Source organism: Modestobacter sp. VKM Ac-2978, assembly GCF_026968025.1.
GTDB lineage: Bacteria > Actinomycetota > Actinomycetes > Mycobacteriales > Geodermatophilaceae > Modestobacter.
Window position 1 is genome coordinate 538,412 of record NZ_JAPVBP010000003.1, and the last position, 20,667, is coordinate 559,078.

A 20,667-nucleotide genomic window follows, 5' to 3' on the forward strand; every position below is an offset into this window, starting at 1 on the left:
ACCATGAGCGCACCCACCCGTGAGCTGCCCCGCATGCTGGCCCGGTACCGCGAGGAGATCGCGCCGGCCCTCCAGTCCGAGTTCGGCTACCCCAACGTCATGCAGATCCCCGGTCTCGTGAAGATCGTGGTCAACATGGGCGTCGGCGAGGCCACCCGTGACGCCAAGCTGATGGACGGCGCGGTCCGCGACCTCACCGCCATCACCGGCCAGAAGCCCGCCGTCGTGCGAGCCCGGAAGTCCATCGCGCAGTTCAAGCTGCGCGAGGGCATGCCGATCGGCGCGAAGGTCACCCTCCGCGGCGACCGCATGTGGGAGTTCCTGGACCGGCTGCTGTCGCTGGCCCTGCCCCGTATCCGTGACTTCCGTGGCCTGAACCCCAAGCAGTTCGACGGCCACGGCAACTACACGTTCGGTCTCACCGAGCAGTCGATGTTCCGCGAGATCGACGTCGACAAGATCGACCGGCCCCGCGGCATGGACATCACCCTGGTGACCACCGCCACGACCGACGAGGAGGGCCGGGAGCTGCTGTCGCTGCTCGGGTTCCCCTTCGCCGGCCAGACCGTCGTGAACGCCACCCGCTGACGCGGTCTGCGTAGAAGGTAGGAGACCAAGAGATGGCCAAGAAGGCCCTTGTCAACAAGGCGGCTCGCACGCCGAAGTTCGCCGTCCGCGGCTACACCCGATGCCAGCGGTGCGGCCGGCCCCACGCGGTCTTCCGCAAGTTCGGCCTGTGCCGGATCTGCCTGCGGGAGATGGCGCACGCGGGCGAGCTGCCCGGCGTGACCAAGTCGAGCTGGTAACAGACGCAGTACGGCCCGCCCCGCACGGGGCGGGCCACCCGCTCCCGGGTCCGCCCCGGAGCACCACCCACGTCACCGAGAGGCCCGCGCACGACAGCGTGCGGAACCGCGGTGAGAGAGGCACGACGCACCCATGACGATGACCGACCCGATCGCGGACATGCTCACGCGGATCCGCAACGCCAACCAGGCGTACCACGACGCCGCGGCCATGCCGTCGTCGAAGCTCAAGACGAAGGTCGCCGCGATCCTCCAGCAGGAGGGTTACATCGGCGGCTGGACCGTCAACGACGTCGAGGTCGAGGGCCACGTCCGCAAGGAGCTCGTGGTCTCCCTCAAGTACGGCCCGAACCGGGAGCGCAGCATCGCCGGTGTCCGTCGGGTGTCCAAGCCCGGCCTGCGTGTCTACGCGAAGTCGACTGCCCTGCCCAAGGTCCTGGGCGGCCTCGGGGTGGCGATCATCTCCACCTCCACCGGGCTGCTGACCGACAAGCAGGCGAACAAGAAGGGCGTGGGTGGGGAAGTCCTCGCCTACGTCTGGTAAGAGGAGCGAGCAGACATGTCACGGATCGGACGACTCCCGATTCCGGTGCCGAGCGGGGTTGACGTCGCCATCGACGGGCGAACGGTCAACGTCTCAGGCCCGAAGGGGAAGCTCAGCCACACGGTGGCAGCTCCCATCACCGTCGAGCACGGTGAGGACGGTGCGCTGCTGGTGCAGCGTCCCAACGACGAGCGCGAGAGCCGGGCCCTGCACGGCCTGTCCCGCTCGCTCATCGCCAACATGATCACCGGCGTCACCCAGGGGTATGAGAAGACCCTGGAGATCGTCGGCGTCGGCTACCGCGTGCAGGCCCGTGGGTCGGACCTCGAGTTCGCCCTCGGCTTCAGCCACCCGGTGCAGGTGAAGGCCCCCGAGGGGATCTCCTTCACCGTCGAGGCGCCCACCCGCCTGCGGGTGAGCGGCATCGACAAGCAGCAGGTCGGCGAGGTCTCCGCCAAGATCCGCAAGATCCGCAAGCCCGACCCGTACAAGGGCAAGGGCGTGCGGTACCAGGGCGAGGTCGTCAAGCGCAAGGTCGGGAAGACGGGCAAGTGATGGCACAGGCAGCCAAGACCGAGAAGGGTGTCCGGGTGCACAAGCCCGTCGGCACCGATGTCAGCACCGCGCGCCGCGTCTCGCGGCTGCGCCGGCACAACCGCCTGCGCAAGCGGGTGGGTGGCACGCCGGAGCGCCCGCGTCTGGTCGTCAAGCGCAGCTCCCGGCACATCCACGTCCAGGTCGTCGACGACACCGTGGGCCGTACGCTGGCCAGTGCGTCGACCATGGACGCCAGCCTGAAGGGCGCGGAGGGCGACAAGTCCGCTCTCGCCCGGCAGGTGGGTGCCCTGGTCGCCGAGCGCGCCAAGGCCGCCGGTATCGCCGCTGTCGTCTTCGACCGCGGCGGCAACCGGTACGCCGGGCGCATCGCCGCCCTCGCGGACGGTGCCCGCGAAGGCGGGCTGGACTTCTGATGAGCACCACCACTGAGCAGATCGAGAGGGACGTCTGATGCCAGGACCACAGCGACGCGGCGGTGGCGCCGGCGGGACGGGTGGCCCCGGCGGTGCCGGCGGCGGCAACGACCGTCGTGACCGCCGTGACGGCGGCCGCGGCCCCGGCGGCGGTACCGCCGAGAAGAGCCAGTTCATCGAGCGCGTGGTGGCCATCAACCGCGTGTCGAAGGTCGTCAAGGGCGGTCGGCGCTTCAGCTTCACCGCGCTGGTGATCGTGGGCGACGGCAACGGCACCGTGGGTGTCGGCTACGGCAAGGCCAAGGAGGTGCCCGCGGCGATCGCCAAGGGCGTCGAGGAGGCCAAGAAGCACTTCTACAAGGTGCCTCGCATCGCCAGCACCATCCCGCACCCGGTGCAAGGTGAGGCGGCTGCCGGCGTCGTGCTGCTGAAGCCGGCCAGTCCCGGTACCGGTGTCATCGCCGGTGGTCCGGTGCGCGCCGTGCTCGAGTGCGCCGGCATCCACGACATCCTGTCCAAGAGCCTCGGGTCCTCGAACCCGATCAACATCGTCCACGCGACCATGCAGGCGCTGAAGGACCTCGTCCGCCCCGAGGAGATCGCGGCTCGCCGCGGCCTGCCCCTGGAGGACGTCGCTCCGGCCGCCATGCTGCGTGCGCGGGCCGGTCAGGGGGTCTGAGATGGCTCAACTGAAGGTCACCCAGGTCAAGTCGGCCATCGGCACCAAGCCGAACCAGCGCCAGACGCTGCGTTCGCTCGGGCTGAAGCGGATCAACGACTCGGTCGTCCAGGAGGACCGTCCCGAGATCCGCGGGATGGTCGCGACGGTGCCGCACCTGGTCGCCGTCGAAGAGATCGTCTGAGCTTCGGGCGAGAAGGAATACAGACATGACTCTCAAGGTCCACCACCTGCGTCCGGCTCCGGGCGCTCACACCAAGAAGACCCGCGTGGGTCGTGGTGAGGGCTCCAAGGGCAAGACGGCCGGTCGCGGCACCAAGGGCTCCGGCGCTCGCGTGCAGGTCTCTGCCCGCTTCGAGGGTGGTCAGACCCCCCTCTTCATGCGGCTGCCGAAGCTCTCGGGCTTCAAGAACAACAACAAGGTCGTCTTCCAGGTCGTGAACCTGGACCGGATCGCCTCCCTGTTCCCGCAGGGCGGCACGATCGACCCGGAGACGCTGGCCGATGCCGGCGCCATCCGTCGCGGTCAGCCGGTCAAGGTCCTCGGCACGGGCGAGCTCGGCGGGGTGAAGGTCGACGTGCAGGCGCACGCCTTCTCCAAGTCCGCCGAGGAGAAGATCGGCGCTGCCGGGGGCAGCACCACCCAGATCTGACGAAGGACCCCTCTGCCCCCCGCCGTGAGCGCGCTCGCGGCGGGGGACGCAGGGGGGCTTTTTGTCTGTCCGGCTGCCGGCCGGAGCGCCACCTGACCGTCGTCCGCGCGACCGGGTCCACCCCTCCGGGTGGGCGGGTCGCCGGAGCCACGGCCTTACGTTGATAGCCTCATACGACCTACTCGGGGAGGGCACGTGCTGCAGGCGTTCGCCGCGGCGTTCCGGACGCCAGATCTCCGGCGCAAGCTGCTGTTCTCCCTGGCGCTGATCGCCGTCTACCGGCTCGGTGCCGCCATCCCCGGGCCAGGGGTCTCGACCGAGGCGATCAACAGCTGTCTGGACCTGGCTGCGGCCTCCGACCAGCGGGACGTCTACTCGCTGGTCAACCTGTTCTCCGGTGGTGCGCTGCTCCGGCTGTCGGTCTTCGCGCTCGGCATCATGCCGTACATCACCGCGAGCATCATCGTCCAGCTGCTGGTCGTGGTCATCCCGCGGTTCGAGCAGCTGAAGAAGGAAGGGCAGTCGGGTCAGGCGAAGCTGACCCAGTACACCCGCTACCTGACGATCGCCCTCGCCGTCCTGCAGAGCACCGGGATCATCGCCCTGGCCCGTAGCGGCCAGCTGTTCCCCAACTGCCCGCAGGACATCATCCCGTCGGACTCGGTCTGGACGACGGTCATCCTCGTCATCACGCTGACCGCCGGTACGGCCGTGATCATGTGGCTGGGCGAGCTCCTCACGGAGAAGGGGATCGGCAACGGCATGTCCGTGCTGATCTTCACCTCGATCGCGGCCCGGATCCCCGCCGAGGGCGGCGCCATCCTCCAGACCCGCGGTGCCTTCATCTTCACCGTGGTCTGCATCTTCGCCCTGGTGGTCATCGCCTCGGTGGTCTACGTCGAGCAGGCGCAGCGCCGCATCCCGGTGCAGTACGCCAAGCGGATGGTCGGACGCCGGATGTACGGCGGCACGTCGACCTACCTGCCGCTGAAGGTGAACCAGGCCGGCGTCATCCCGGTCATCTTCGCCTCGTCGTTGCTGTACCTGCCGCAGCTGCTCAGCCAGCTGCAGAGCGACTCGAGCGGTCCGGTCCGCCGGTTCTTCGAGAACTACGTGATCAACCAGAGCAGCCCGGTGCACATCGCCATCTACTTCGGGCTGATCATCTTCTTCACGTACTTCTACGTGTCGATCACGTTCAACCCCGAAGAGCGCGCCGACGACATGAAGCGCTACGGCGGCTTCATCCCGGGCATCCGGCCCGGCCGGCCCACTGCGGAGTACCTGCAGTACGTGCTGTCCCGGATCACGCTGCCGGGGTCCATCTACCTCGGGTTGGTGGCAGTGTTGCCCAACCTGTTCCTCTCGATCACCCAAGAGGGACAGAACCAGAACTTCCCGTTCGGCGGGACCGCGGTGCTGATCATGGTGGGAGTGGGCTTGGAGACGGTGAAGCAGATCGAGACGCAGTTGAACCAGCGCAGCTACGAAGGGTTCCTCCGCTAGTGCGCGTCGTGCTGCTGGGCCCTCCCGGTGCTGGCAAGGGGACCCAGGCCCAGATCATCGCCGAGCGCCTCGGTGTGCCCGCGATCTCGACGGGCGACATCTTCCGGGCCAACGTCAGTGGCCAGACCGAACTGGGTCGACAGGCCAAGACCTACATGGACGCCGGCGACCTGGTGCCCGACGCGATCACCGTCGCGATGGTCTCCGATCGCCTGGCCGAGTCCGACGCCAAGGCCGGCTTCCTGCTCGACGGCTTCCCGCGCACCATCGCCCAGGCCGAGCAGCTGCGTGACTCGCTCGCGGAGATGGGTCACACGCTGGACAGGTGCCTGGAGCTCGTCGTCGACGAGGACGAGCTCGTGCGCCGGCTCTCCGGCCGCCGGATGCTGGTGGACGGCGAGTGGGTCCAGCGGGACGACGACAAGCCGGAGACCGTGCGGCACCGTCTCGAGGTCTACCGGGAACAGACCGCGCCGCTGGCCGGGTTCTACGCAGAGGTCGGGCTGCTCAGCCAGATCAACGCCATCGGCGAGATCGACGAGGTCACCCGGCGCGCCCTGGAGGCGCTCGGTGCCGAGGAAGCGCTGGCCGACGACCCCGACGACGAGTCCGGGCGCTGAGTCCCCGAGGTCCCGGTGAACGGTGACCGCAGTGCGGCGTGGACGGTCAGGCTGCCCCTGCTGGCGAAGTGGAGTGGACGCATGATCCAGATCAAGACAGCACACGAGATCGAGCTCATGCGAGCCTCCGGACTGGTCACCGCAGGTGCCCTCAAGGCCGTCCGCGCGGCCGTGCGTCCCGGCGTGACCACCGGCGAGCTCGACGCGATCGCCGAGGACCACATCCGGTCGTGCGGGGCCGTGCCCAACTTCCTCGGGTACCACGGCTTCACCGGCACCATCTGTGCGTCGATCAACGACGAGGTGGTGCACGGCATCCCGAACCCCGACCGGACGCTCGCCGAGGGCGACAACATCTCCATCGACTGTGGCGCCATCCTGCAGGGCTGGCACAGCGACTCGGCGATCACGGTCCCGGTGGGGACCCCGTCCGCCGAGGACGCGGCTCTGCTGGAGGTCACCGAGCGGTCGATGTGGGCAGGGCTGGCGAAGGCCCTCGCCGGCGGCCGGCTGACCGACATCAGCCACGCGGTGGAGGAGTCGATCACCGCGCACGAGCACCCCTACGGGATCGTGGACCACTACGGCGGTCACGGCATCGGCACGGAGATGCACCAGGACCCGCACGTGCTGAACTACGGGCGTGCGGGGCGCGGGCCCAAGCTCGTCCCCGGCCTGGCGCTGGCCATCGAGCCGATGGTCACCATCGGTGACCCGGCCACCGTGGAGCTCGACGACGGCTGGACCGTGGTCACCAAGGACGGCTCACGGGCCGCGCACTTCGAGCACAGCGTCGCCATCACGCCCGAGGGCCCCTGGGTCCTCACGGCCGAGGACGGCGGCGTTGCCGGCCTCGCGCCGTTCGGGGTCACGCCCCGCTCCTAACCGGGTCCCTCCGGACGCGCTCCGAGCGCGCGCAGGAGGGCGCTGGGGTGAGAGGGGTCCGTCACCCTGGACCGGGTTGGAGCCCTGGTGCTGTGGGGAGTACAGTGGCCGATGGCGTTCGCGCCGTCCGTCGTCGTGCTGTGGCCGTACGCCGATGGACGCCCTCAGCGAGATCGCCCGTTCCACTGTGCCCGACACGTCGAGTGCAGCCAGCAAGGAATCCCGCACCACCGCCCTGTCGCTCCGGCATGGGCGCATGCAGATCCGATCGAACGAGGAGGCCGTGTAGGCGTGGCTAAGAAGGACGGGGCCATCGAGGTCGAGGGTCGTGTCGTCGAGCCGCTGCCCAACGCGATGTTCCGGGTCGAACTGCAGAACGGGCACCGGGTGCTCGCCCACATCAGCGGCAAGATGCGGCAGCACTACATCCGGATCCTGCCCGAGGACCGCGTGGTCGTGGAGCTCTCGCCCTACGACCTGACGCGCGGCCGCATCGTCTACCGCTACAAGTAACCCGCTGCCGGTCCGGGTCCCCACGTGGGTCCGGGGGTCGGCGCACGATCTACAGGAATGAGGGCGGCACCGGTGAAGGTCCAGCCGTCGGTGAAGAAGATCTGTGACAAGTGCAAGGTGATCCGCCGGCACGGCCGGGTCATGGTCATCTGCGAGAACGCCCGGCACAAGCAGCGCCAGGGCTGAGGGAGTACCTGACAATGGCACGACTTGCTGGCGTCGATCTTCCCCGCGAGAAGCGGATGGAGATCGCGCTCACCTACATCTACGGGATCGGGCCGACCTCGGCCAAGGCGACCCTGGCCGCAACGGGCGTCAGCCCGGACCTGCGCGCCAAGGACCTGACCGACGAGGACCTGCTCAAGCTGCGCGACTACATCGACGAGCACTTCCGCGTCGAGGGTGACCTGCGCCGTGAGGTGGCCGCCGACATCCGCCGCAAGGTGGAGATCGGTTGCTACCAGGGTCTGCGGCACCGCCGCGGCCTGCCGGTGCACGGGCAGCGCACCAAGACGAACGCGCGCTCGAGCAAGGGCCCGCGCAAGACCATCGCGGGCAAGAAGAAGGCCCGCTGATCTCAGCACGTCGGCGCACCGTCGCGGGTCCGTAGGGCCGGACCGGCGGTGCGCCTGAGCACGACCGCCCCCTCGGCTAGGACCGGGTGGGCGACCAGGCCACGAACACAGACTCAGACCGGAGAGAGATGCCTCCCAGGGCTCGCGCGGCAGCTGGCACCAAGAAGGTGCGCCGCAAGGAGAAGAAGAACGTCGCCCATGGTGCGGCGCACATCAAGAGCACCTTCAACAACACGATCGTGTCGATCACCGACCCCACGGGCAACGTGATCAGCTGGGCCTCGGCCGGACACGTCGGTTTCAAGGGCTCCCGCAAGTCCACGCCGTTCGCGGCGCAGATGGCTGCGGAGAACGCCGCACGCAAGGCGCAGGAGCACGGCATGCGCAAGGTCGACGTCTTCGTGAAGGGCCCGGGCTCCGGTCGGGAGACCGCGATCCGCTCGCTGCAGGCCACCGGCCTCGAAGTGGGTCAGATCCAGGACGTGACGCCTCAGCCGCACAACGGCTGCCGCCCCAAGAAGCGCCGCCGGGTCTGACCGGTCACTGACGAGACGAACTAGGAGTACCTGACGTGGCCCGTTACACCGGAGCCGACTGCCGTTTGTGCAGGCGCGAGAAGATGAAGCTGTTCCTCAAGGGCAGCAAGTGCGAGTCCGCGAAGTGCCCGATCGAGATCCGGCCCTACCCGCCGGGCGAGCACGGTCGCGGCCGGAGCAAGGACAGCGAGTACCTGCTCCAGCTCCGCGAGAAGCAGAAGGCCCGCCGCATCTACGGCGTGCTGGAGAAGCAGTTCCGCGGTTACTACGAAGAGGCGAACAAGAAGTCGGGCAAGACCGGTGAGGTCCTGCTGCAGATCCTCGAGTCCCGCCTCGACAACGTGGTCTACCGGGCCGGCTTCGCCGAGTCCCGTGACATGGCCCGCCAGCTGGTGCGCCACGGTCACATCAAGGTCAACGGTCGCAAGGTCGACATCCCGTCCTACCGGGTGAGCGCCAACGACATCCTCGAGGTGGCTGCGAAGTCCGCCGAGATGGTGCCGTTCCAGCTCGCCCAGGCCAAGGCCGGCTCTCGTCCCGTGCCGCCGTGGCTGGAGGTCATCTCCTCGCAGCTGAAGGTGTTGGTCCACAACATCCCGGCGCGCCAGGTGATCGACACCCCGGTCCAGGAGCAGCTGATCGTCGAGCTCTACTCGAAGTGATCGGCCGGTAGGACAGCACGACTGCACGACCAGTACGACGGCGGGACGGGCGGACCGATGTCCGTCCCGCCGGCACCACCCCCTCACGGCGTCATATGGCGGGTGCCGGAGGACCTGAAGGAGAACCATGCTCATCGCACAGCGTCCGACCCTCGCCGAGGAGACCATCGACGCCCAGCGCTCACGGTTCGTCATCGAGCCGCTCGAGCCGGGTTTCGGTTACACCCTCGGCAACTCGCTGCGTCGCACCCTGCTGTCCTCGATCCCCGGCGCTGCTGTCACCAGCATCCGGATCGAGGGCACCCTGCACGAGTTCACCACCGTGCCGGGGGTCAAGGAGGACGTCACCGAGATCATCCTGAACCTCAAGGGCCTCGTGGTCAGCTCCGACTCCGACGAGCCGGTGACCATGTACCTGCGCAAGCAGGGTCCTGGTGAGGTCACGGCGGCGGACATCGCCCCGCCGGCCGGCGTCGAGGTGCACAACCCCGACCTGCACATCGCCACGCTGAACGCGAAGGGCCGGCTGGAGATCGAGCTGGTCGTCGAGCGCGGTCGCGGCTACGTGCCGGCCACGCAGAACAAGCAGCCCGGCCAGGAGATCGGCCGCATCCCCGTCGACTCCATCTACTCGCCGGTGCTGAAGGTGACCTACGCGGTCGAGGCGACCCGTGTCGAGCAGCGCACCGACTTCGACCGGCTCGTGGTCGACGTCGAGACCAAGCCGTCGATGGAGCCCCGCGACGCGATCGCCAGCGCCGGCTCGACCCTGGTCGAGCTGTTCGGCCTGCTGCGCGAGCTGAACGTCGACGCCGAGGGCATCGAGGTCGGGCCCAGCCCGGCCGAGGCCGCCGACATCGCGAACTTCTCGATGCCCATCGAGGACATGGACCTCACGGTGCGGTCCTACAACTGCCTCAAGCGCGAGGGCGTGCACACCGTCGGTGAGCTCGTCACCCGCTCCGAGGCCGACCTGCTCGACATCCGCAACTTCGGCGCGAAGTCGATCGACGAGGTCAAGCTCAAGCTGGCCGCGATGGGCCTGGCTCTCAAGGACAGCCCTCCCGGGTTCGTCCCCTCCTCGGTGGAGAGCTACGACGAGGGCTACGAGACCGACGCCTACCAGGGCGACGCAGCCTTCGGTGACCCCGCCACCTTCGACGAGGGCACCTACCAGGAGACCGAGCAGCTCTGACAGGCTGTTCATGATCCGGGGCGCGGCCGGTGGGGGAGACCCTGCCGGCCGAGCCCCGCACCGAGCACTGAGCACGGCCATCCCCACGGTGGCCCAGCAGCACGCAGCACTGCGATGTGGACGACGCAGCCGGCACACGCCCCGCCCGGCCGCCTGAGGAAGGACCGACATGCCCACCCCCACCAAGGGCCCCCGTCTCGGCGGCTCCCCCGCGCACGAGCGGCTGATGCTGGCCAACATGGCCACCTCGCTGTTCGAGCACGGGCGGATCACCACCACCGAGGCCAAGGCCAAGCGGCTCCGGCCGCTGGCCGAGAAGCTGGTCACCTTCGCCAAGCGCGGTGACCTGCACGCCCGTCGGCAGGTGCTGACGACGATCCGGGACAAGGACGTCGTGCACCACCTGTTCGCCGAGATCGGCCCGCGCTTCGCTGACCGTCCCGGTGGCTACACGCGCATCGTCAAGGTCGGTCCCCGCAAGGGCGACAACGCGCCGATGGCGATCATCGAGCTGGTCGAGGGCCAGACGGTGGCGCAGCAGGCCGTCGGCGAGGCCGAGCGCGCCCGCGGCACCCGGTTCGCTGCCGGCGCCGGTGCGTCCGCGGCCGCCGGTGAGGTCACCGCCGACGCCACCGAGGCCGACACCGACCAGTCCGCCGAGGCGGAAGAGGTCGTCACCGACGTCTTCGTGCCCGACGGCGAGCGTCAGGACGACGGCGACGTCACCCCGGAGCCGACGTCGGAGAACCTGGCCGTCGTCGACGACCCGGCGCTGAGCCCCGACGTGGCCGCTGCGGCCGCCGCCGAGGTCGAGGCCGCCGAGATCGGCGACGCGGCGACCGCGGGCCGGCAGGCCCCCGGTGGCGAGCCCGCCACCGACCCGAAGTGAGCTGAGACCGTCCCGACGGTCTCACTCGATGCACGTGCGCGCTGACGAGCCCGCCACCGATGTCGGTGGCGGGCTCGTCCGCGTCCGGCTGGGCATCTCCTACGACGGGACGGCGCTGCACGGCTGGGCCCGCCAGCCCGGTCTGCGCACCGTCCAGGGCGAGCTGGAACTGGCGCTGGCCACGGTGCTGCGGGTGGACGTGGACCTGACGGTCGCGGGCCGCACGGACGCCGGCGTGCACGCCACCGGGCAGGTGGCGCACGCCGACCTGCCCGGCGACCTCTTCACCGCCCACCAGGACCGGCTGTTGCGCCGGCTGCGGGGCGTCTTGTCGCCGGACATCGCCGTCACCTCGGCGGAGGCGGTCACAGCCGACTTCGACGCCCGGTTTTCCGCGCTGGCCCGGCACTACGCGTACCGCCTCACCGATGCCGACGCCGGCCCACCGCCGCTGCGCCGGGCCGACACGGTCGGCTGGCCGCGCCGGTTGGACGTCGGCGCGATGCAGACGGCGGCGCGCCTGCTGCTCGGACAGCAGGACTTCGCCGCCTTCTGCCGGCGACGTGAGGGAGCGACCACGATCCGGACCCTGCTCGCCCTGGACGTGGAGCGGGACGGCGACCTGGTGGAGATCCGGGCGTCCGCCGACGCCTTCTGCCACTCGATGGTCCGCAGCCTGGTCGGTGCGCTGGGCGCCGTGGGGGAAGGGCGCCGGCCGGTGGAGTGGCCGTCGTCCCTGCTGGCCCGCAGTGAACGGGCCAACGACGTGCCGGTCGCGCCGGCCGGCGGTCTGACGTTGTTGCGGGTCGACTACCCGGACGACGCCGGCCTCGCGGCCCGGGCACTGGTCACCCGGGCGAAGCGCAGCTGACCGGCGGCTGCCGCGCCCGCGAGGCCGGCCGTCGTCAGGACGTCAGGGGAGGGCGGCGACGGCCTCGGTGACCGGGGTGTCGCCGGAGAGCAGCTCGACGACGGCGCCGTCCTTCGGGTCGTCGAGCAGGGCCAGCAGCACGGCGGCCACGTCGTCGCGGGGGACCTCGCCGCGGTCCGTGGTGTGCTCGAGCCGGACGCGTCCGGTGCCGGGGTCGTCGGTGAGGCTCCCCGGGCGGATCACCATGGGGGACAGGCCCTCGCGGGACAGCACGTGCTCCTCGGCGGCCAGCTTGGCCCGCAGGTAGGCGACGAACACCTCGTCCATGTCCTCGGGGGCGCCGTCCCCGGCCACCATCTCGACACCGATCGAGGAGATCAGCAGGTAGGGGCGGACGCCGGCCGCGACCGCCGCCTCGGCCAGCAGCACGGCGGCGCCGCGGTCGACGGAGTCCTTGCGCTCGATGCCGCTGTCCGGGCCACCACCGGCGGCGAACACCACGGCATCGGCGCTGGTGACGACGGCGGCGAGCTCCTCGACCGAGGCCTGCTCCAGGTCCAGCACCACCGGCTGGACACCGTCGGACTCCAGGTCGGCCTGGTGGGCGGGGTTGCGGACGATGCCGATGGCGGTGTCCCCCCGCTGGCTCAGCAACCGGCCGAGGCGGCGGGCGATCTTCCCGTGGGCTCCTGCTGTGACGACGCGCATGGTGCGGTCCTACCCGGCGGGTGTGGTCCCCACGCAGGTCGGTCGCGTGGGGAACGGCTCACTCCGGGCCGGGCGCGGACCGGGCACGGGCGAGGTCGGCGGGGGTGTCGCAGTCGGTCCACGGCGCCGGCCGGCCGGGCAGCGCGGCCGGCCGGTGGCGGCTGACGGACAGCGCGGAGAGCACGGTCCGCAGTGGCGTGTGCGGGCGGGGGTCACGGACGGCGTCGCGGAGTGCCGCCGTCCGCCAGACGCCCAGGAGGAGCTGGTCGCGGCCGGTGTCGTCGACGACCAGGACGCCGTCGTCGACCAGCCGCCGGCGCAGTTCGGTCACCAGGTCCCGGGTGAGGAAGGGCAGGTCGGCGGCGAGGACGGCGACCACCTCGGCGTCGCCGACCTCGGCGAGCCCGGCGGCGAGCGCCGGGACCGGCCCACCGCCCGGAGGCACCTCCCGGACGAGCACGACCCCCTCGGGCACTGGCTGCGGAGGTCCGACGACGACGACCGGATCGGCGTCCCGGGCGGCGTCCACGACGGCGGCGAGCATCGTGCGCCCGCCGACGTCCAGCTGCGGTTTGGGCTGTCCGCCGAGCCGGGCTGCCCGGCCGCCGGCCAGCACGACGGCCGCGAAGCGGGGGAGCGAGGTCATGGCCGGAACGGTAGGGCGCGACCGGTGAGTACCGTCAGCCGCGTGGGACGAGTCACCAGCCGCACTCCGGTGCTGCGCATCCGCGGCGCCGTGCACACCCGACGGCCCGACACGGTCGCCTCCGAGGAACCCCTGGAGATCCGGCTCGGCGGCACGCCGCTGGCGGTGACGATGCGGACCCCGGGCGACGACTTCGACCTGGTGCACGGCTTCCTGACCACCGAGGGCGTGATCGCCTCGGCGGCCGACATCGCCGGGCTGCGGTACTGCAACTCCGTCGACGACGAGGGCCGCAACACCTACAACGTCGTGGACGTCGACCTGGCGCCCGGCGTGGAGGCCCCGGACACCGCGCTGGACCGGAACTTCTACACGACCAGTTCCTGCGGTGTCTGCGGCAAGGCCAGCATCGACGCCATCCGCACGAAGACCGCCTACGACGTCGCCGCCGACGACACCCGGCTGACCCTCGCGACGCTGCTGGCGCTGCCGGACCGGCTGCGCGCCGCCCAGCAGGTGTTCGACAAGACCGGCGGGCTGCACGCGGCCGGGTTGTTCTCCGCCGGCGGCGAGCTGGTGGCGCTGCGCGAGGACGTCGGCCGGCACAACGCCGTGGACAAGGTGGTCGGCGATGCGGTGCGGGAGGGCCGGGTGCCGCTGGCCGGGCACGTGCTGATGGTCAGCGGCCGCTCCTCCTTCGAGCTGACCCAGAAGGCGGCGATGGCCGCCGTGCCGGTGCTGGCCGCGGTGTCGGCGCCCAGCTCGCTGGCGGTCGAGCTGGCCCAGGAGGTCGGCATCACCCTGATCGGCTTCCTCCGCGGCGACGGCTGCAACGTCTACACCCACCCCGAACGCCTGGTCCTGCCCGACTAGGCACACAGCGCCGCGCACGGACGCAGTCGGGACGGACCGGGCCGGGCACGAGCCGGGTACGAACGGAGCCGGGCACGAGTACGGACCCCCGTCCGGAGGACGGTCCGGGAGCGCAGCGCGGGGCCGGAGGCTCCCGCTGCGATCGCGGGAAGCGGCTCAGTTCAGCTGGGGGACGGCTCCTGGCCGCGCTGCGGCGCGGCAGCGTCGCCAGGAGCATGGTCGCCACCGCGGAGCTGGCTGACCACGTGCGGCAGCAGCGGACCCAGCACGGCGAGACCGTCCCGGACGCCGCCGGTGGAGCCGGGCAGGTTGACGATCAGGGTGCGCCCGGCGGTGCCGGCGACGCCGCGGGACAGCACGGAGGTGGGCACCTTCCCCTCCCCGTACCGGCGCACCGCCTCGGCGATGCCGGGGGCCTCGCGCTCCAGCACCGCGCGGGTGGCCTCCGGCGTGACGTCGGTGGGGGAGAGCCCGGTGCCGCCGGTGGTCAGGACGACGTCGGCCCCGCCCGCCACGGCCTCCCGCAGCACCTCGGTCAGCGCCGCGACGTCGTCCGGGCGCACGTGCGGACCCTCGACGGTGAAGCCGAGCCCGCGCAGCCCCTCGGCGAGCACCTGACCGGAGCGGTCCTCGTAGACCCCGGCCGAGGCGCGGTTGGAGGCGGTGAGCACGACGGCCCGGGCGTCGGCCGGCAGGTCGGCGCTCATCGGGTCCAGTCGCCCTTCTTGCCGCCGGACTTGGCGAGCAGCCGGACGTCGGTGATGCAGGCGCGCGGGTCGACCGCCTTCACCATGTCGATGACGGTGAGCCCGGCGACGGCGACGGAGGTGAGCGCCTCCATCTCCACGCCGGTGCGGTCGGCGGTGCGGGCGGTGGCGGTGATCTCCACGGCGTCGTCGGTGACGTCGAGGTCGACCGTCACGCCGTGCAGGGCGATCGGGTGGCACAGCGGGATCAGGTCGGGGGTGCGCTTGGCCCCGGCGATCCCGGCGATCCGGGCCACCGCGATGGCGTCGCCCTTGGGCACGCCCGTGCCGCGCAGCAGCGCGACCACCTCGGGGCTGACCAGCACCCGGCCGGCGGCGGTGGCGACCCGTGCGGTGACCGGCTTGGCGGTCACGTCGACCATCCGTGCGGCGCCGGACTCGTCGACGTGGGTGAGTCGTGCCGGGCCCTCGGGTGAGGTGGTCACTGGAGTGCTCCTTCGATCAGGACGACGGTGACCTGGGCGCCCGCGGGCAGGTCGGTGACGTCCTCGGGGACGACGACGAGGCAGTTGGCGCGAGCGAGGTGGGCGACCAGGTGCGAGCCGGGCCCGCCGACCTGGTCGACGACCTCCCCGTCGAACCGCCCGCGCAGGAACTGCCGGCGGCCGGCGGGGGAGCGCAGCGGGGCGGTGAGCCGGGCGCTGGTGCGCAGCCGGTCGGGGGAGGCGTGGCCGAGCGCGCGGCGCAGGGCGGGCCGGACGAACACCTCGAAGGAGACGAAGGAGCTCACCGGGTTGCCGGGCAGCGTGATGACCGGGACGCCGTCGACGGTGCCGGCGCCCTGCGGACCGCCCGGCTGCATGGCGACCTTGCCGAACTCGACCGTGCCCAGCCCGGCGAAGGCGTCCTTGACCACCTCGTACGCACCGGCGCTGACCCCGCCGCTGGTGACCAGCAGGTCGGCGTCCGGCAGCTCGGCGCGGACCGTGGCGAGGAACTGCTCGACGTCGTCGGGCACGAAGTGCAGCGTGCGCGCCTGGCCACCGGCCTCGGTGACGGCGGCGGCCAGCAGCACCGAGTTGGACTCGTAGATCTGGCCCGGCAGCAGCGGGCGGCCCGGTTCGACCAGCTCGCTGCCGGTGGAGAGCACCAGGACCCGGGGGCGGCGCCGCACCGGCACGGTGTCGTACCCGACCGCGGCCGCGAGCCCCAGCTGGGCCGCGCCGAGCGCGGTGCCGGCGGGCATGGCCAGTTCGCCGGCCCGGATGTCCTCACCGGCGTGCCGCAGATGGGTGCCGGCCGAGGGGGCGGAGGTGATGGTGACGACGTCGGTGCCGGCGTCGGTGCGCTCGACCGGGACGATCACGTCCGCACCGTCCGGCACCGGGGCGCCGGTCATGATGCGGTGCACCGTGCCCGGCAGCAGGGGTGGCACGTCGGTGCGCCCGGCCGGCAGGTCGGCGGCGACGGGCAGCTGGACGGGGGCCTCGGCGGTGGCCGCCCCCACCTCGGCGTGCCGTGCGGCGTAGCCGTCCATGGCGGAGTTGTCGAAGCCCGGCAGGGCCACCCGCGCGGTCAGGTCGCGGGCGAGCACCCGTCCTGCGGCCGCGGCGAGCGGGACGTCCTCGACCGGCAGCGGGGCGAGCAGCCCGGCGACCGCTGCCTGGTGTTCCTCGACCGTGCGCACGGCCCCATCCTCACCGATGCCGCTCCAGCGGGTGGCGGCGCGGGCCGGGACCGGTCGTGCACAGCCGGTGATCGCACGACGCAGCGTGAGCGGGCAGGCTGGGACGGTGACCGAGGCCGCGCGGCGGGCCGGAGTCGGTGGGACGTGAGCCGATGAGGAGGAAGCGTGCCAGTTCCGGAGGGTCCCGCGGTCGTCGTCGGCCAGGTGGGGCGCGACCTCGTGCTGGAGGTGGACCGGTTGCCGCGCGGTGGACGGAGCGCCGACGTCCGCCGCCGCCGGGAGCTGCTGGGTGGGAAGGGGGCGAACCAGGCCGTCGCGATGGCGCAGCTGGGCTGGCCGGTCGCCCTGGTCGGGGTGCTCGGCGACGACCCGCCCGGCGACCTGGTCCTGGCCCAGGCGGTCGGCGACGGCCTGTGGGTCTCCGGGGTGGTCCGCCGCGGGGGCGCCGAGACCGCGCTGCTGGTCGACCTGGTGGAGGCCGGTGGCACGCGGCGGCTGCTGGAGGACGTCCCGGAGCCGACCCTGCTGACCGCTGCCGACGTCGACGCGGCTGCCCGGTCGTTCGCGCGGGCGTCCGCCGTCGTGCTCCAGCTGCAGCAGCCGGGCGTCGCCGTCCGCGCCGCCCTGGCGCGGGCCCCGCGGGACGCGTTGACGGTCGCCGACGGTGCCCCGCCGGACCCGGAGACCCGGGAGGCGCTGCTGGGTCAGGTGCGGGTCCTGCGGGCCGACCTGGTCGAGGCCGGGCTGTGGGTGGACGGCGAGCTGGACGGGCTGGCTGACGTGCGCGCCGCAGCCCGCCAGCTGTGCGCAGCCGGCCCCCGGGTGGTCTGCCTGGCGGCCGGGGAGGACGGCGACCTCACGGTGTGGCGGGAGCCCGGCGGCCGGGTGCGCGAGGAGCTGGTGCCGCTGCTCGGCCAGGACCCGGTCGACCCGACGGGCGCCGGGGACAGCGTGGTGGCGGCGTTCACCGTCGCGCTGCTGCGTGGCGCCGACCCGGGGGCGGCCGCCTGGCAGGCGGGAGCCGCGGCGGCCCTGACCGTGGGCAGGCTCGGCGGCCGACCCGCACTGGACCCCGAGGAGGTCACGCGCCTCGCCGTGGAGTGCCGGGAGCGCGGCGGTACGGGCCGCTGACGCGCCGCGCTAGCGTTGCCGGGACGCAGCGGCGGACGAGAGGTGGCGCAGGGTGACCGAGATCGACCGGATGCTGGCGGCGAACGAGGAGTGGCTGGGTGAGTTCCCCGGCGACCTCCCGGTCGCGCCGGACCGCAAGGTCGCCGTCGTCGCCTGCATGGACTCCCGGATGCCGCTGTTCGGCATGCTGGGCCTCGCCGTCGGTGACGCGCACGTCATCCGCAACGCCGGTGGCGTGGTCACCGAGGACACCCTCCGGTCGCTCGCCATCTCCCAGCACGTGCTCGGCACCCGTGCGGTCGTGCTGGTCCACCACACCGACTGCGGGCTCAACAAGGCCACCGACCAGGAGGTCGCCGACCTGGTGGAGCGGACCACCGGGCACCGGCCGCCCTGGGTGGCGCGCACCTTCACCGACGTGGACGCCGACGTCCGGGAGTCGATGCGGCTCATCCAGGAGACGCCCTACCTGCTCAGCACCGAGGTGCGGGGCACGGTCTACGACGTCGCGAGCGGTCGGCTCCGCGAGATCGAAGGCCAGGAGCCGGGTTCGTAACCGGCGCTGGTATCGTCTTCCGTTGGTGCGTGATGCCGGTTGGTGCACACGCGTCCGGGGCGCCGATGTCATCGGGTCCGCCCAAGTCTCCCGTCCTCGGTGAGGCGATCCCACCAGCCACCCGCCCGACGACGACAGGACGAGTGAGCCTCGTGCGCACGTACAGCCCCAAGCCCGGTGACATCACCCGGGCCTGGCACGTCATCGACGCCACCGACGTGGTGCTCGGTCGACTCGCCAGCCAGACCGCGATCCTCCTCCGCGGCAAGCACAAGCCCCAGTTCGCGCCGCACGTCGACGCCGGCGACTTCGTCGTCATCGTCAACGCGGGCAAGGTGGCCCTGACCGGCTCCAAGCGCGACACCAAGGTCGCCTACCGCCACTCCGGCTACCCGGGTGGGCTGCGGACGATCAACGTCGGCGACGAGCTGAAGACCCGTCCCGACCGCGTCGTCGAGCGCGCCGTCAAGGGGATGCTGCCGCACAACACGCTGGGCCGGCAGATGCTCTCCAAGCTCAAGGTCTACGCCGGGCCCGAGCACCCGCACGCCGCCCAGCAGCCCCAGACCTACGAGATCAAGCAGGTGGCCCAGTGACCAGCGCACTGACCGTGACCGACGCCGACGGGCGTCCCATCCAGACCGTCGGCCGCCGCAAGGAGGCCATCGTCCGGGTGCGTCTGCTCCCCGGCACCGGTGAGTTCAAGCTCAACGGCCGCACCATCGAGCAGTACTTCCCCAACAAGGTGCACCAGCAGCTCATCCGTGAGCCGTTCGTGATCCTGGAGAAGAACGAGCAGTACGACGTCGTCGGCATCCTGCACGGTGGCGGCGTCAGCGGCCAGGCCGGTGCGCTGCGCCTGGCGATTGCCCGCGCGCTCATCGAGATCGAGCCCGAGGACCGTCCGGCCCTGAAGAAGGCCGGCTTCCTCACCCGTGACCCGCGGGTCACCGAGCGCAAGAAGTACGGCCTGAAGAAGGCCCGCAAGGCGCCTCAGTACTCGAAGCGCTGACGGTACGTCCGTGGGTCGGCTCTTCGGGACCGACGGTGTCCGCGGCCGGGCCAACGCCGAGCTGACGCCGGAACTGGCGCTCTCGGTGGCCCGTGCTGCGGCCAGCGTGCTCGCCGACCGCGACGGGACCTCGCGTCCCGTCGCGGTCGTCGGCCGTGACCCCCGCGCCAGCGGGGAGATGCTCGAGGCCGCGGTCGTCGCCGGCCTGGCGAGCGCCGGCGCCGAGGTGCTGCGCGTCGGCGTCCTGCCGACGCCGGCGATCGCGCACCTGACCGGCCGCACCGACGCCGACCTGGGCGTGATGCTCTCGGCGAGCCACAACCCGATGCCCGACAACGGCATCAAGCTGTTCAGTCGCGGTGGGCACAAGCTGCCCGACGCCGTCGAGGCCGCCATCGAGCGGCGGGTCATGGGCACCGACGACGCCGACCCCCGCGGCGACCACCGCCCGACCGGTGGGGGCATCGGCCGCGTCCGAGACCTGGCCGGCGCCGCTGAGGACTACACCACCCACGTGCTCTCCGCGTTGCGCGAGCCCCTGCGTGACCTGCGCGTCGTCGTCGACTGCGCCCACGGGGCCGCCTACCGGTGTGCGCCGGAGATCTACCGCCGGGCCGGGGCGCAGGTGCACGTCATCGGCGGCGAGCCCGACGGCTGGAACATCAACGACGGCATCGGCTCCACCCACCTGGGGCCGTTGATCGACGCCGTCGCACGGCACGGTGCGGACATCGGCATCGCCCACGACGGTGACGCCGACCGCTGCCTGGCGGTGACCGCGCAGGGCGACGTCGTCGACGGCGACGCGATCCTGGCGATCTGTGCACTGGCGCTGCACGAGAGCGGCAACCTGACCGACCAGACGGTCGTCGCCACGGTGATGAGCAACCTCGGCTTCCACCACACCATGCAGGCCGCCGGCATCGCCGTGCAGACGACCGCCGTGGGTGACCGCTACGTCCTGGAGGCGCTGCGCTCGCGGGGGCTCTCCCTCGGCGGCGAGCAGAGCGGCCACCTGGTCTTCCTGGACTGGGCGACCACCGGCGACGGGCTGCTCACCGGGCTGGCCCTGATGTCCCGGATGAGCGCCACCGGCGCCTCCCTGGCCGAGCTGGCCTCGGTCGTCAAGCGGCTGCCGCAGACCCTGGTCAACGTCCCCGTGACCGACCGGCTCGCGGTGGCGGAGAGCGACGAGGTCGCACGGGCGGTCAATGCCGTCGAGGCCGAGCTCGGCGCCTCCGGGCGGGTGCTGCTGCGGCCGTCGGGGACCGAGCAGCTGGTGCGCGTGATGGTGGAGGCGCCGACCCAGGAACAGGCCGACACCGTCGCTGCACGGCTGGCGGAGGTCGTGGCCGCCACGCGCTGACCCGTCGTCGGCGGCCGGGGAGAGGGGGTCCCGCGCGGGTGGAACGGGGGCCCGCGGTGTCCGATCGGGCGGTACG

30 protein-coding genes are annotated in these 20,667 nt (G+C 71.8%); 25 read left to right on the forward strand and 5 right to left on the reverse strand.

Going from position 1 to position 20,667, the window contains the following annotated elements; genetic code table 11:
* The first annotated feature begins 3 nt into the window (after positions 1 to 3).
* From rplE to truA, 19 genes are all read left to right on the forward strand, one after another.
* Positions 4 to 588: a 50S ribosomal protein L5 gene (rplE, locus tag O2W53_RS10295; protein ID WP_036334284.1), complete on the forward strand. Its 585-nt coding sequence runs from the start codon at positions 4 to 6 to the stop codon at positions 586 to 588.
* A 32-nt stretch (positions 589 to 620) separates the two neighbouring features.
* Positions 621 to 806 carry a type Z 30S ribosomal protein S14 gene (locus tag O2W53_RS10300; RefSeq protein WP_036334286.1) on the forward strand — a complete coding sequence of 62 codons (186 nt, stop codon included), beginning with the start codon at positions 621 to 623 and terminating at the stop codon, positions 804 to 806.
* Between the two features lie 133 nt (positions 807 to 939).
* Complete coding sequence (gene rpsH / locus O2W53_RS10305; protein WP_036334288.1) at positions 940 to 1,350, forward strand: 30S ribosomal protein S8; 411 nt, start codon at positions 940 to 942, stop codon at positions 1,348 to 1,350.
* Positions 1,351 to 1,365: 15 nt separating this feature from the next.
* Positions 1,366 to 1,905 carry a 50S ribosomal protein L6 gene (gene rplF / locus O2W53_RS10310; RefSeq protein ID WP_269162937.1) on the forward strand — a complete coding sequence of 180 codons (540 nt, stop codon included), beginning with the start codon at positions 1,366 to 1,368 and terminating at the stop codon, positions 1,903 to 1,905.
* Entirely contained in the window at positions 1,905 to 2,321 is a 417-nt protein-coding gene (rplR, locus tag O2W53_RS10315) for a 50S ribosomal protein L18 (protein WP_081975217.1), read from the forward strand. Before rplF ends, rplR begins: the two co-directional genes overlap by 1 nt.
* A gap of 37 nt (positions 2,322 to 2,358) precedes the next feature.
* Positions 2,359 to 3,000 (forward strand): 30S ribosomal protein S5, encoded by a 642-nt coding sequence (gene rpsE / locus O2W53_RS10320; protein ID WP_036334292.1) that lies wholly within the window; start codon positions 2,359 to 2,361, stop codon positions 2,998 to 3,000.
* Between the two features lies 1 nt (position 3,001).
* Complete coding sequence (gene rpmD, locus O2W53_RS10325) at positions 3,002 to 3,184, forward strand: 50S ribosomal protein L30 (RefSeq protein ID WP_164699904.1); 183 nt, start codon at positions 3,002 to 3,004, stop codon at positions 3,182 to 3,184.
* A gap of 25 nt (positions 3,185 to 3,209) precedes the next feature.
* Positions 3,210 to 3,653 carry a 50S ribosomal protein L15 gene (gene rplO / locus O2W53_RS10330; RefSeq protein ID WP_036334296.1) on the forward strand — a complete coding sequence of 148 codons (444 nt, stop codon included), beginning with the start codon at positions 3,210 to 3,212 and terminating at the stop codon, positions 3,651 to 3,653.
* A gap of 195 nt (positions 3,654 to 3,848) precedes the next feature.
* Positions 3,849 to 5,159 (forward strand): preprotein translocase subunit SecY, encoded by a 1,311-nt coding sequence (gene secY / locus O2W53_RS10335; RefSeq protein WP_269162938.1) that lies wholly within the window; start codon positions 3,849 to 3,851, stop codon positions 5,157 to 5,159.
* Positions 5,159 to 5,779 (forward strand): adenylate kinase, encoded by a 621-nt coding sequence (locus O2W53_RS10340; RefSeq protein ID WP_269162939.1) that lies wholly within the window; start codon positions 5,159 to 5,161, stop codon positions 5,777 to 5,779. Before secY ends, O2W53_RS10340 begins: the two co-directional genes overlap by 1 nt.
* Positions 5,780 to 5,860: 81 nt before the next feature.
* Entirely contained in the window at positions 5,861 to 6,664 is an 804-nt protein-coding gene (gene map / locus O2W53_RS10345; RefSeq protein ID WP_269162940.1) for a type I methionyl aminopeptidase, read from the forward strand.
* Between the two features lie 291 nt (positions 6,665 to 6,955).
* Positions 6,956 to 7,177, forward strand: coding sequence for a translation initiation factor IF-1 (gene infA, locus O2W53_RS10350; protein ID WP_012950459.1), 222 nt, complete (start codon positions 6,956 to 6,958; stop codon positions 7,175 to 7,177).
* A 72-nt stretch (positions 7,178 to 7,249) separates the two neighbouring features.
* Positions 7,250 to 7,363 carry a 50S ribosomal protein L36 gene (rpmJ, locus tag O2W53_RS10355; protein WP_014742835.1) on the forward strand — a complete coding sequence of 38 codons (114 nt, stop codon included), beginning with the start codon at positions 7,250 to 7,252 and terminating at the stop codon, positions 7,361 to 7,363.
* A gap of 14 nt (positions 7,364 to 7,377) precedes the next feature.
* Positions 7,378 to 7,752 carry a 30S ribosomal protein S13 gene (rpsM, locus tag O2W53_RS10360; RefSeq protein WP_036334299.1) on the forward strand — a complete coding sequence of 125 codons (375 nt, stop codon included), beginning with the start codon at positions 7,378 to 7,380 and terminating at the stop codon, positions 7,750 to 7,752.
* A gap of 128 nt (positions 7,753 to 7,880) precedes the next feature.
* Complete coding sequence (gene rpsK / locus O2W53_RS10365; protein ID WP_026844840.1) at positions 7,881 to 8,288, forward strand: 30S ribosomal protein S11; 408 nt, start codon at positions 7,881 to 7,883, stop codon at positions 8,286 to 8,288.
* 35 nt (positions 8,289 to 8,323) lie between these two features.
* A complete protein-coding gene (gene rpsD, locus O2W53_RS10370) occupies positions 8,324 to 8,950 on the forward strand; it encodes a 30S ribosomal protein S4 (protein WP_036334300.1) in 627 nt (208 codons plus the stop codon).
* Between the two features lie 127 nt (positions 8,951 to 9,077).
* Positions 9,078 to 10,145 carry a DNA-directed RNA polymerase subunit alpha gene (locus tag O2W53_RS10375; RefSeq protein ID WP_269162941.1) on the forward strand — a complete coding sequence of 356 codons (1,068 nt, stop codon included), beginning with the start codon at positions 9,078 to 9,080 and terminating at the stop codon, positions 10,143 to 10,145.
* A 169-nt stretch (positions 10,146 to 10,314) separates the two neighbouring features.
* Positions 10,315 to 11,034, forward strand: coding sequence for a 50S ribosomal protein L17 (gene rplQ / locus O2W53_RS23905; protein WP_442929278.1), 720 nt, complete (start codon positions 10,315 to 10,317; stop codon positions 11,032 to 11,034).
* 28 nt (positions 11,035 to 11,062) lie between these two features.
* On the forward strand, positions 11,063 to 11,905 hold the full coding sequence (gene truA, locus O2W53_RS10385; protein ID WP_269162942.1) for a tRNA pseudouridine(38-40) synthase TruA: 843 nt from the start codon (positions 11,063 to 11,065) through the stop codon (positions 11,903 to 11,905).
* Between the two features lie 42 nt (positions 11,906 to 11,947).
* Here the strand turns inward: truA and O2W53_RS10390 are convergent, their stop codons facing one another.
* On the reverse strand, positions 11,948 to 12,613 hold the full coding sequence (locus O2W53_RS10390; RefSeq protein ID WP_269162943.1) for an NAD(P)H-binding protein: 666 nt from the start codon (positions 12,611 to 12,613) through the stop codon (positions 11,948 to 11,950).
* Positions 12,614 to 12,671: 58 nt separating this feature from the next.
* Complete coding sequence (gene mobA, locus O2W53_RS10395; RefSeq protein ID WP_269162944.1) at positions 12,672 to 13,259, reverse strand: molybdenum cofactor guanylyltransferase; 588 nt, start codon at positions 13,257 to 13,259, stop codon at positions 12,672 to 12,674.
* Between the two features lie 42 nt (positions 13,260 to 13,301).
* Here mobA and fdhD point away from each other — a divergent pair, with 42 nt between their 5' ends.
* On the forward strand, positions 13,302 to 14,132 hold the full coding sequence (fdhD, locus tag O2W53_RS10400) for a formate dehydrogenase accessory sulfurtransferase FdhD (RefSeq protein WP_269162945.1): 831 nt from the start codon (positions 13,302 to 13,304) through the stop codon (positions 14,130 to 14,132).
* A 161-nt stretch (positions 14,133 to 14,293) separates the two neighbouring features.
* Here fdhD and O2W53_RS10405 read toward each other — a convergent pair whose 3' ends face one another.
* Genes O2W53_RS10405 through moeA form a run of 3 tightly spaced genes read right to left on the reverse strand, consistent with a single transcriptional unit; the run spans position 14,294 to position 16,526 of the window.
* Positions 14,294 to 14,839: a MogA/MoaB family molybdenum cofactor biosynthesis protein gene (locus tag O2W53_RS10405; RefSeq protein ID WP_269162946.1), complete on the reverse strand. Its 546-nt coding sequence runs from the start codon at positions 14,837 to 14,839 to the stop codon at positions 14,294 to 14,296.
* Positions 14,836 to 15,324, reverse strand: coding sequence for a cyclic pyranopterin monophosphate synthase MoaC (moaC, locus tag O2W53_RS10410; protein ID WP_036334311.1), 489 nt, complete (start codon positions 15,322 to 15,324; stop codon positions 14,836 to 14,838). Before moaC ends, O2W53_RS10405 begins: the two co-directional genes overlap by 4 nt.
* Positions 15,321 to 16,526: a molybdopterin molybdotransferase MoeA gene (gene moeA, locus O2W53_RS10415; RefSeq protein WP_269162947.1), complete on the reverse strand. Its 1,206-nt coding sequence runs from the start codon at positions 16,524 to 16,526 to the stop codon at positions 15,321 to 15,323. The genes moaC and moeA overlap by 4 nt, the downstream gene beginning before the upstream one ends.
* A 165-nt stretch (positions 16,527 to 16,691) precedes the next feature.
* Between moeA and O2W53_RS10420 the strand changes: the two genes are divergently transcribed.
* The 5 genes from O2W53_RS10420 (at position 16,692) to glmM (ending at position 20,591) form a co-directional block, all read left to right on the forward strand.
* Positions 16,692 to 17,657, forward strand: coding sequence for a PfkB family carbohydrate kinase (locus O2W53_RS10420; RefSeq protein WP_269162948.1), 966 nt, complete (start codon positions 16,692 to 16,694; stop codon positions 17,655 to 17,657).
* 52 nt (positions 17,658 to 17,709) lie between these two features.
* A complete protein-coding gene (locus tag O2W53_RS10425) occupies positions 17,710 to 18,213 on the forward strand; it encodes a beta-class carbonic anhydrase (RefSeq protein WP_269162949.1) in 504 nt (167 codons plus the stop codon).
* A 152-nt stretch (positions 18,214 to 18,365) separates the two neighbouring features.
* On the forward strand, positions 18,366 to 18,809 hold the full coding sequence (gene rplM / locus O2W53_RS10430; protein WP_269159179.1) for a 50S ribosomal protein L13: 444 nt from the start codon (positions 18,366 to 18,368) through the stop codon (positions 18,807 to 18,809).
* Positions 18,806 to 19,225: a 30S ribosomal protein S9 gene (gene rpsI, locus O2W53_RS10435; RefSeq protein WP_164699893.1), complete on the forward strand. Its 420-nt coding sequence runs from the start codon at positions 18,806 to 18,808 to the stop codon at positions 19,223 to 19,225. The genes rplM and rpsI overlap by 4 nt, the downstream gene beginning before the upstream one ends.
* Before the next feature lie 10 nt (positions 19,226 to 19,235).
* Positions 19,236 to 20,591, forward strand: coding sequence for a phosphoglucosamine mutase (gene glmM, locus O2W53_RS10440; RefSeq protein WP_269162950.1), 1,356 nt, complete (start codon positions 19,236 to 19,238; stop codon positions 20,589 to 20,591).
* The last annotated feature ends 76 nt before the right edge of the window (positions 20,592 to 20,667 follow it).

Excerpts from the sequence above, each read along its gene's own strand:
- rplE (WP_036334284.1), top strand. The coding sequence starts at position 4 with ATGAGCGCACCCACCCGTGAGCTGCCCCGCATGCTGGCCCGGTACCGC.
- O2W53_RS10300 (WP_036334286.1), top strand. The coding sequence starts at position 621 with ATGGCCAAGAAGGCCCTTGTCAACAAGGCGGCTCGCACGCCGAAGTTC.
- rpsH (WP_036334288.1), top strand. The coding sequence starts at position 940 with ATGACGATGACCGACCCGATCGCGGACATGCTCACGCGGATCCGCAAC.
- rplF (WP_269162937.1), top strand. The coding sequence starts at position 1,366 with ATGTCACGGATCGGACGACTCCCGATTCCGGTGCCGAGCGGGGTTGAC.
- rplR (WP_081975217.1), top strand. The coding sequence starts at position 1,905 with ATGGCACAGGCAGCCAAGACCGAGAAGGGTGTCCGGGTGCACAAGCCC.
- rpsE (WP_036334292.1), top strand. The coding sequence starts at position 2,359 with ATGCCAGGACCACAGCGACGCGGCGGTGGCGCCGGCGGGACGGGTGGC.
- rpmD (WP_164699904.1), top strand. The coding sequence starts at position 3,002 with ATGGCTCAACTGAAGGTCACCCAGGTCAAGTCGGCCATCGGCACCAAG.
- rplO (WP_036334296.1), top strand. The coding sequence starts at position 3,210 with ATGACTCTCAAGGTCCACCACCTGCGTCCGGCTCCGGGCGCTCACACC.
- map (WP_269162940.1), top strand. The coding sequence starts at position 5,861 with ATGATCCAGATCAAGACAGCACACGAGATCGAGCTCATGCGAGCCTCC.
- rpsM (WP_036334299.1), top strand. The coding sequence starts at position 7,378 with ATGGCACGACTTGCTGGCGTCGATCTTCCCCGCGAGAAGCGGATGGAG.
- rpsK (WP_026844840.1), top strand. The coding sequence starts at position 7,881 with ATGCCTCCCAGGGCTCGCGCGGCAGCTGGCACCAAGAAGGTGCGCCGC.
- O2W53_RS10375 (WP_269162941.1), top strand. The coding sequence starts at position 9,078 with ATGCTCATCGCACAGCGTCCGACCCTCGCCGAGGAGACCATCGACGCC.
- rplQ (WP_442929278.1), top strand. The coding sequence starts at position 10,315 with ATGCCCACCCCCACCAAGGGCCCCCGTCTCGGCGGCTCCCCCGCGCAC.
- truA (WP_269162942.1), top strand. The coding sequence starts at position 11,063 with ATGCACGTGCGCGCTGACGAGCCCGCCACCGATGTCGGTGGCGGGCTC.
- O2W53_RS10390 (WP_269162943.1), bottom strand. The coding sequence starts at position 12,613 with ATGCGCGTCGTCACAGCAGGAGCCCACGGGAAGATCGCCCGCCGCCTC.
- mobA (WP_269162944.1), bottom strand. The coding sequence starts at position 13,259 with ATGACCTCGCTCCCCCGCTTCGCGGCCGTCGTGCTGGCCGGCGGCCGG.
- O2W53_RS10405 (WP_269162946.1), bottom strand. The coding sequence starts at position 14,839 with ATGAGCGCCGACCTGCCGGCCGACGCCCGGGCCGTCGTGCTCACCGCC.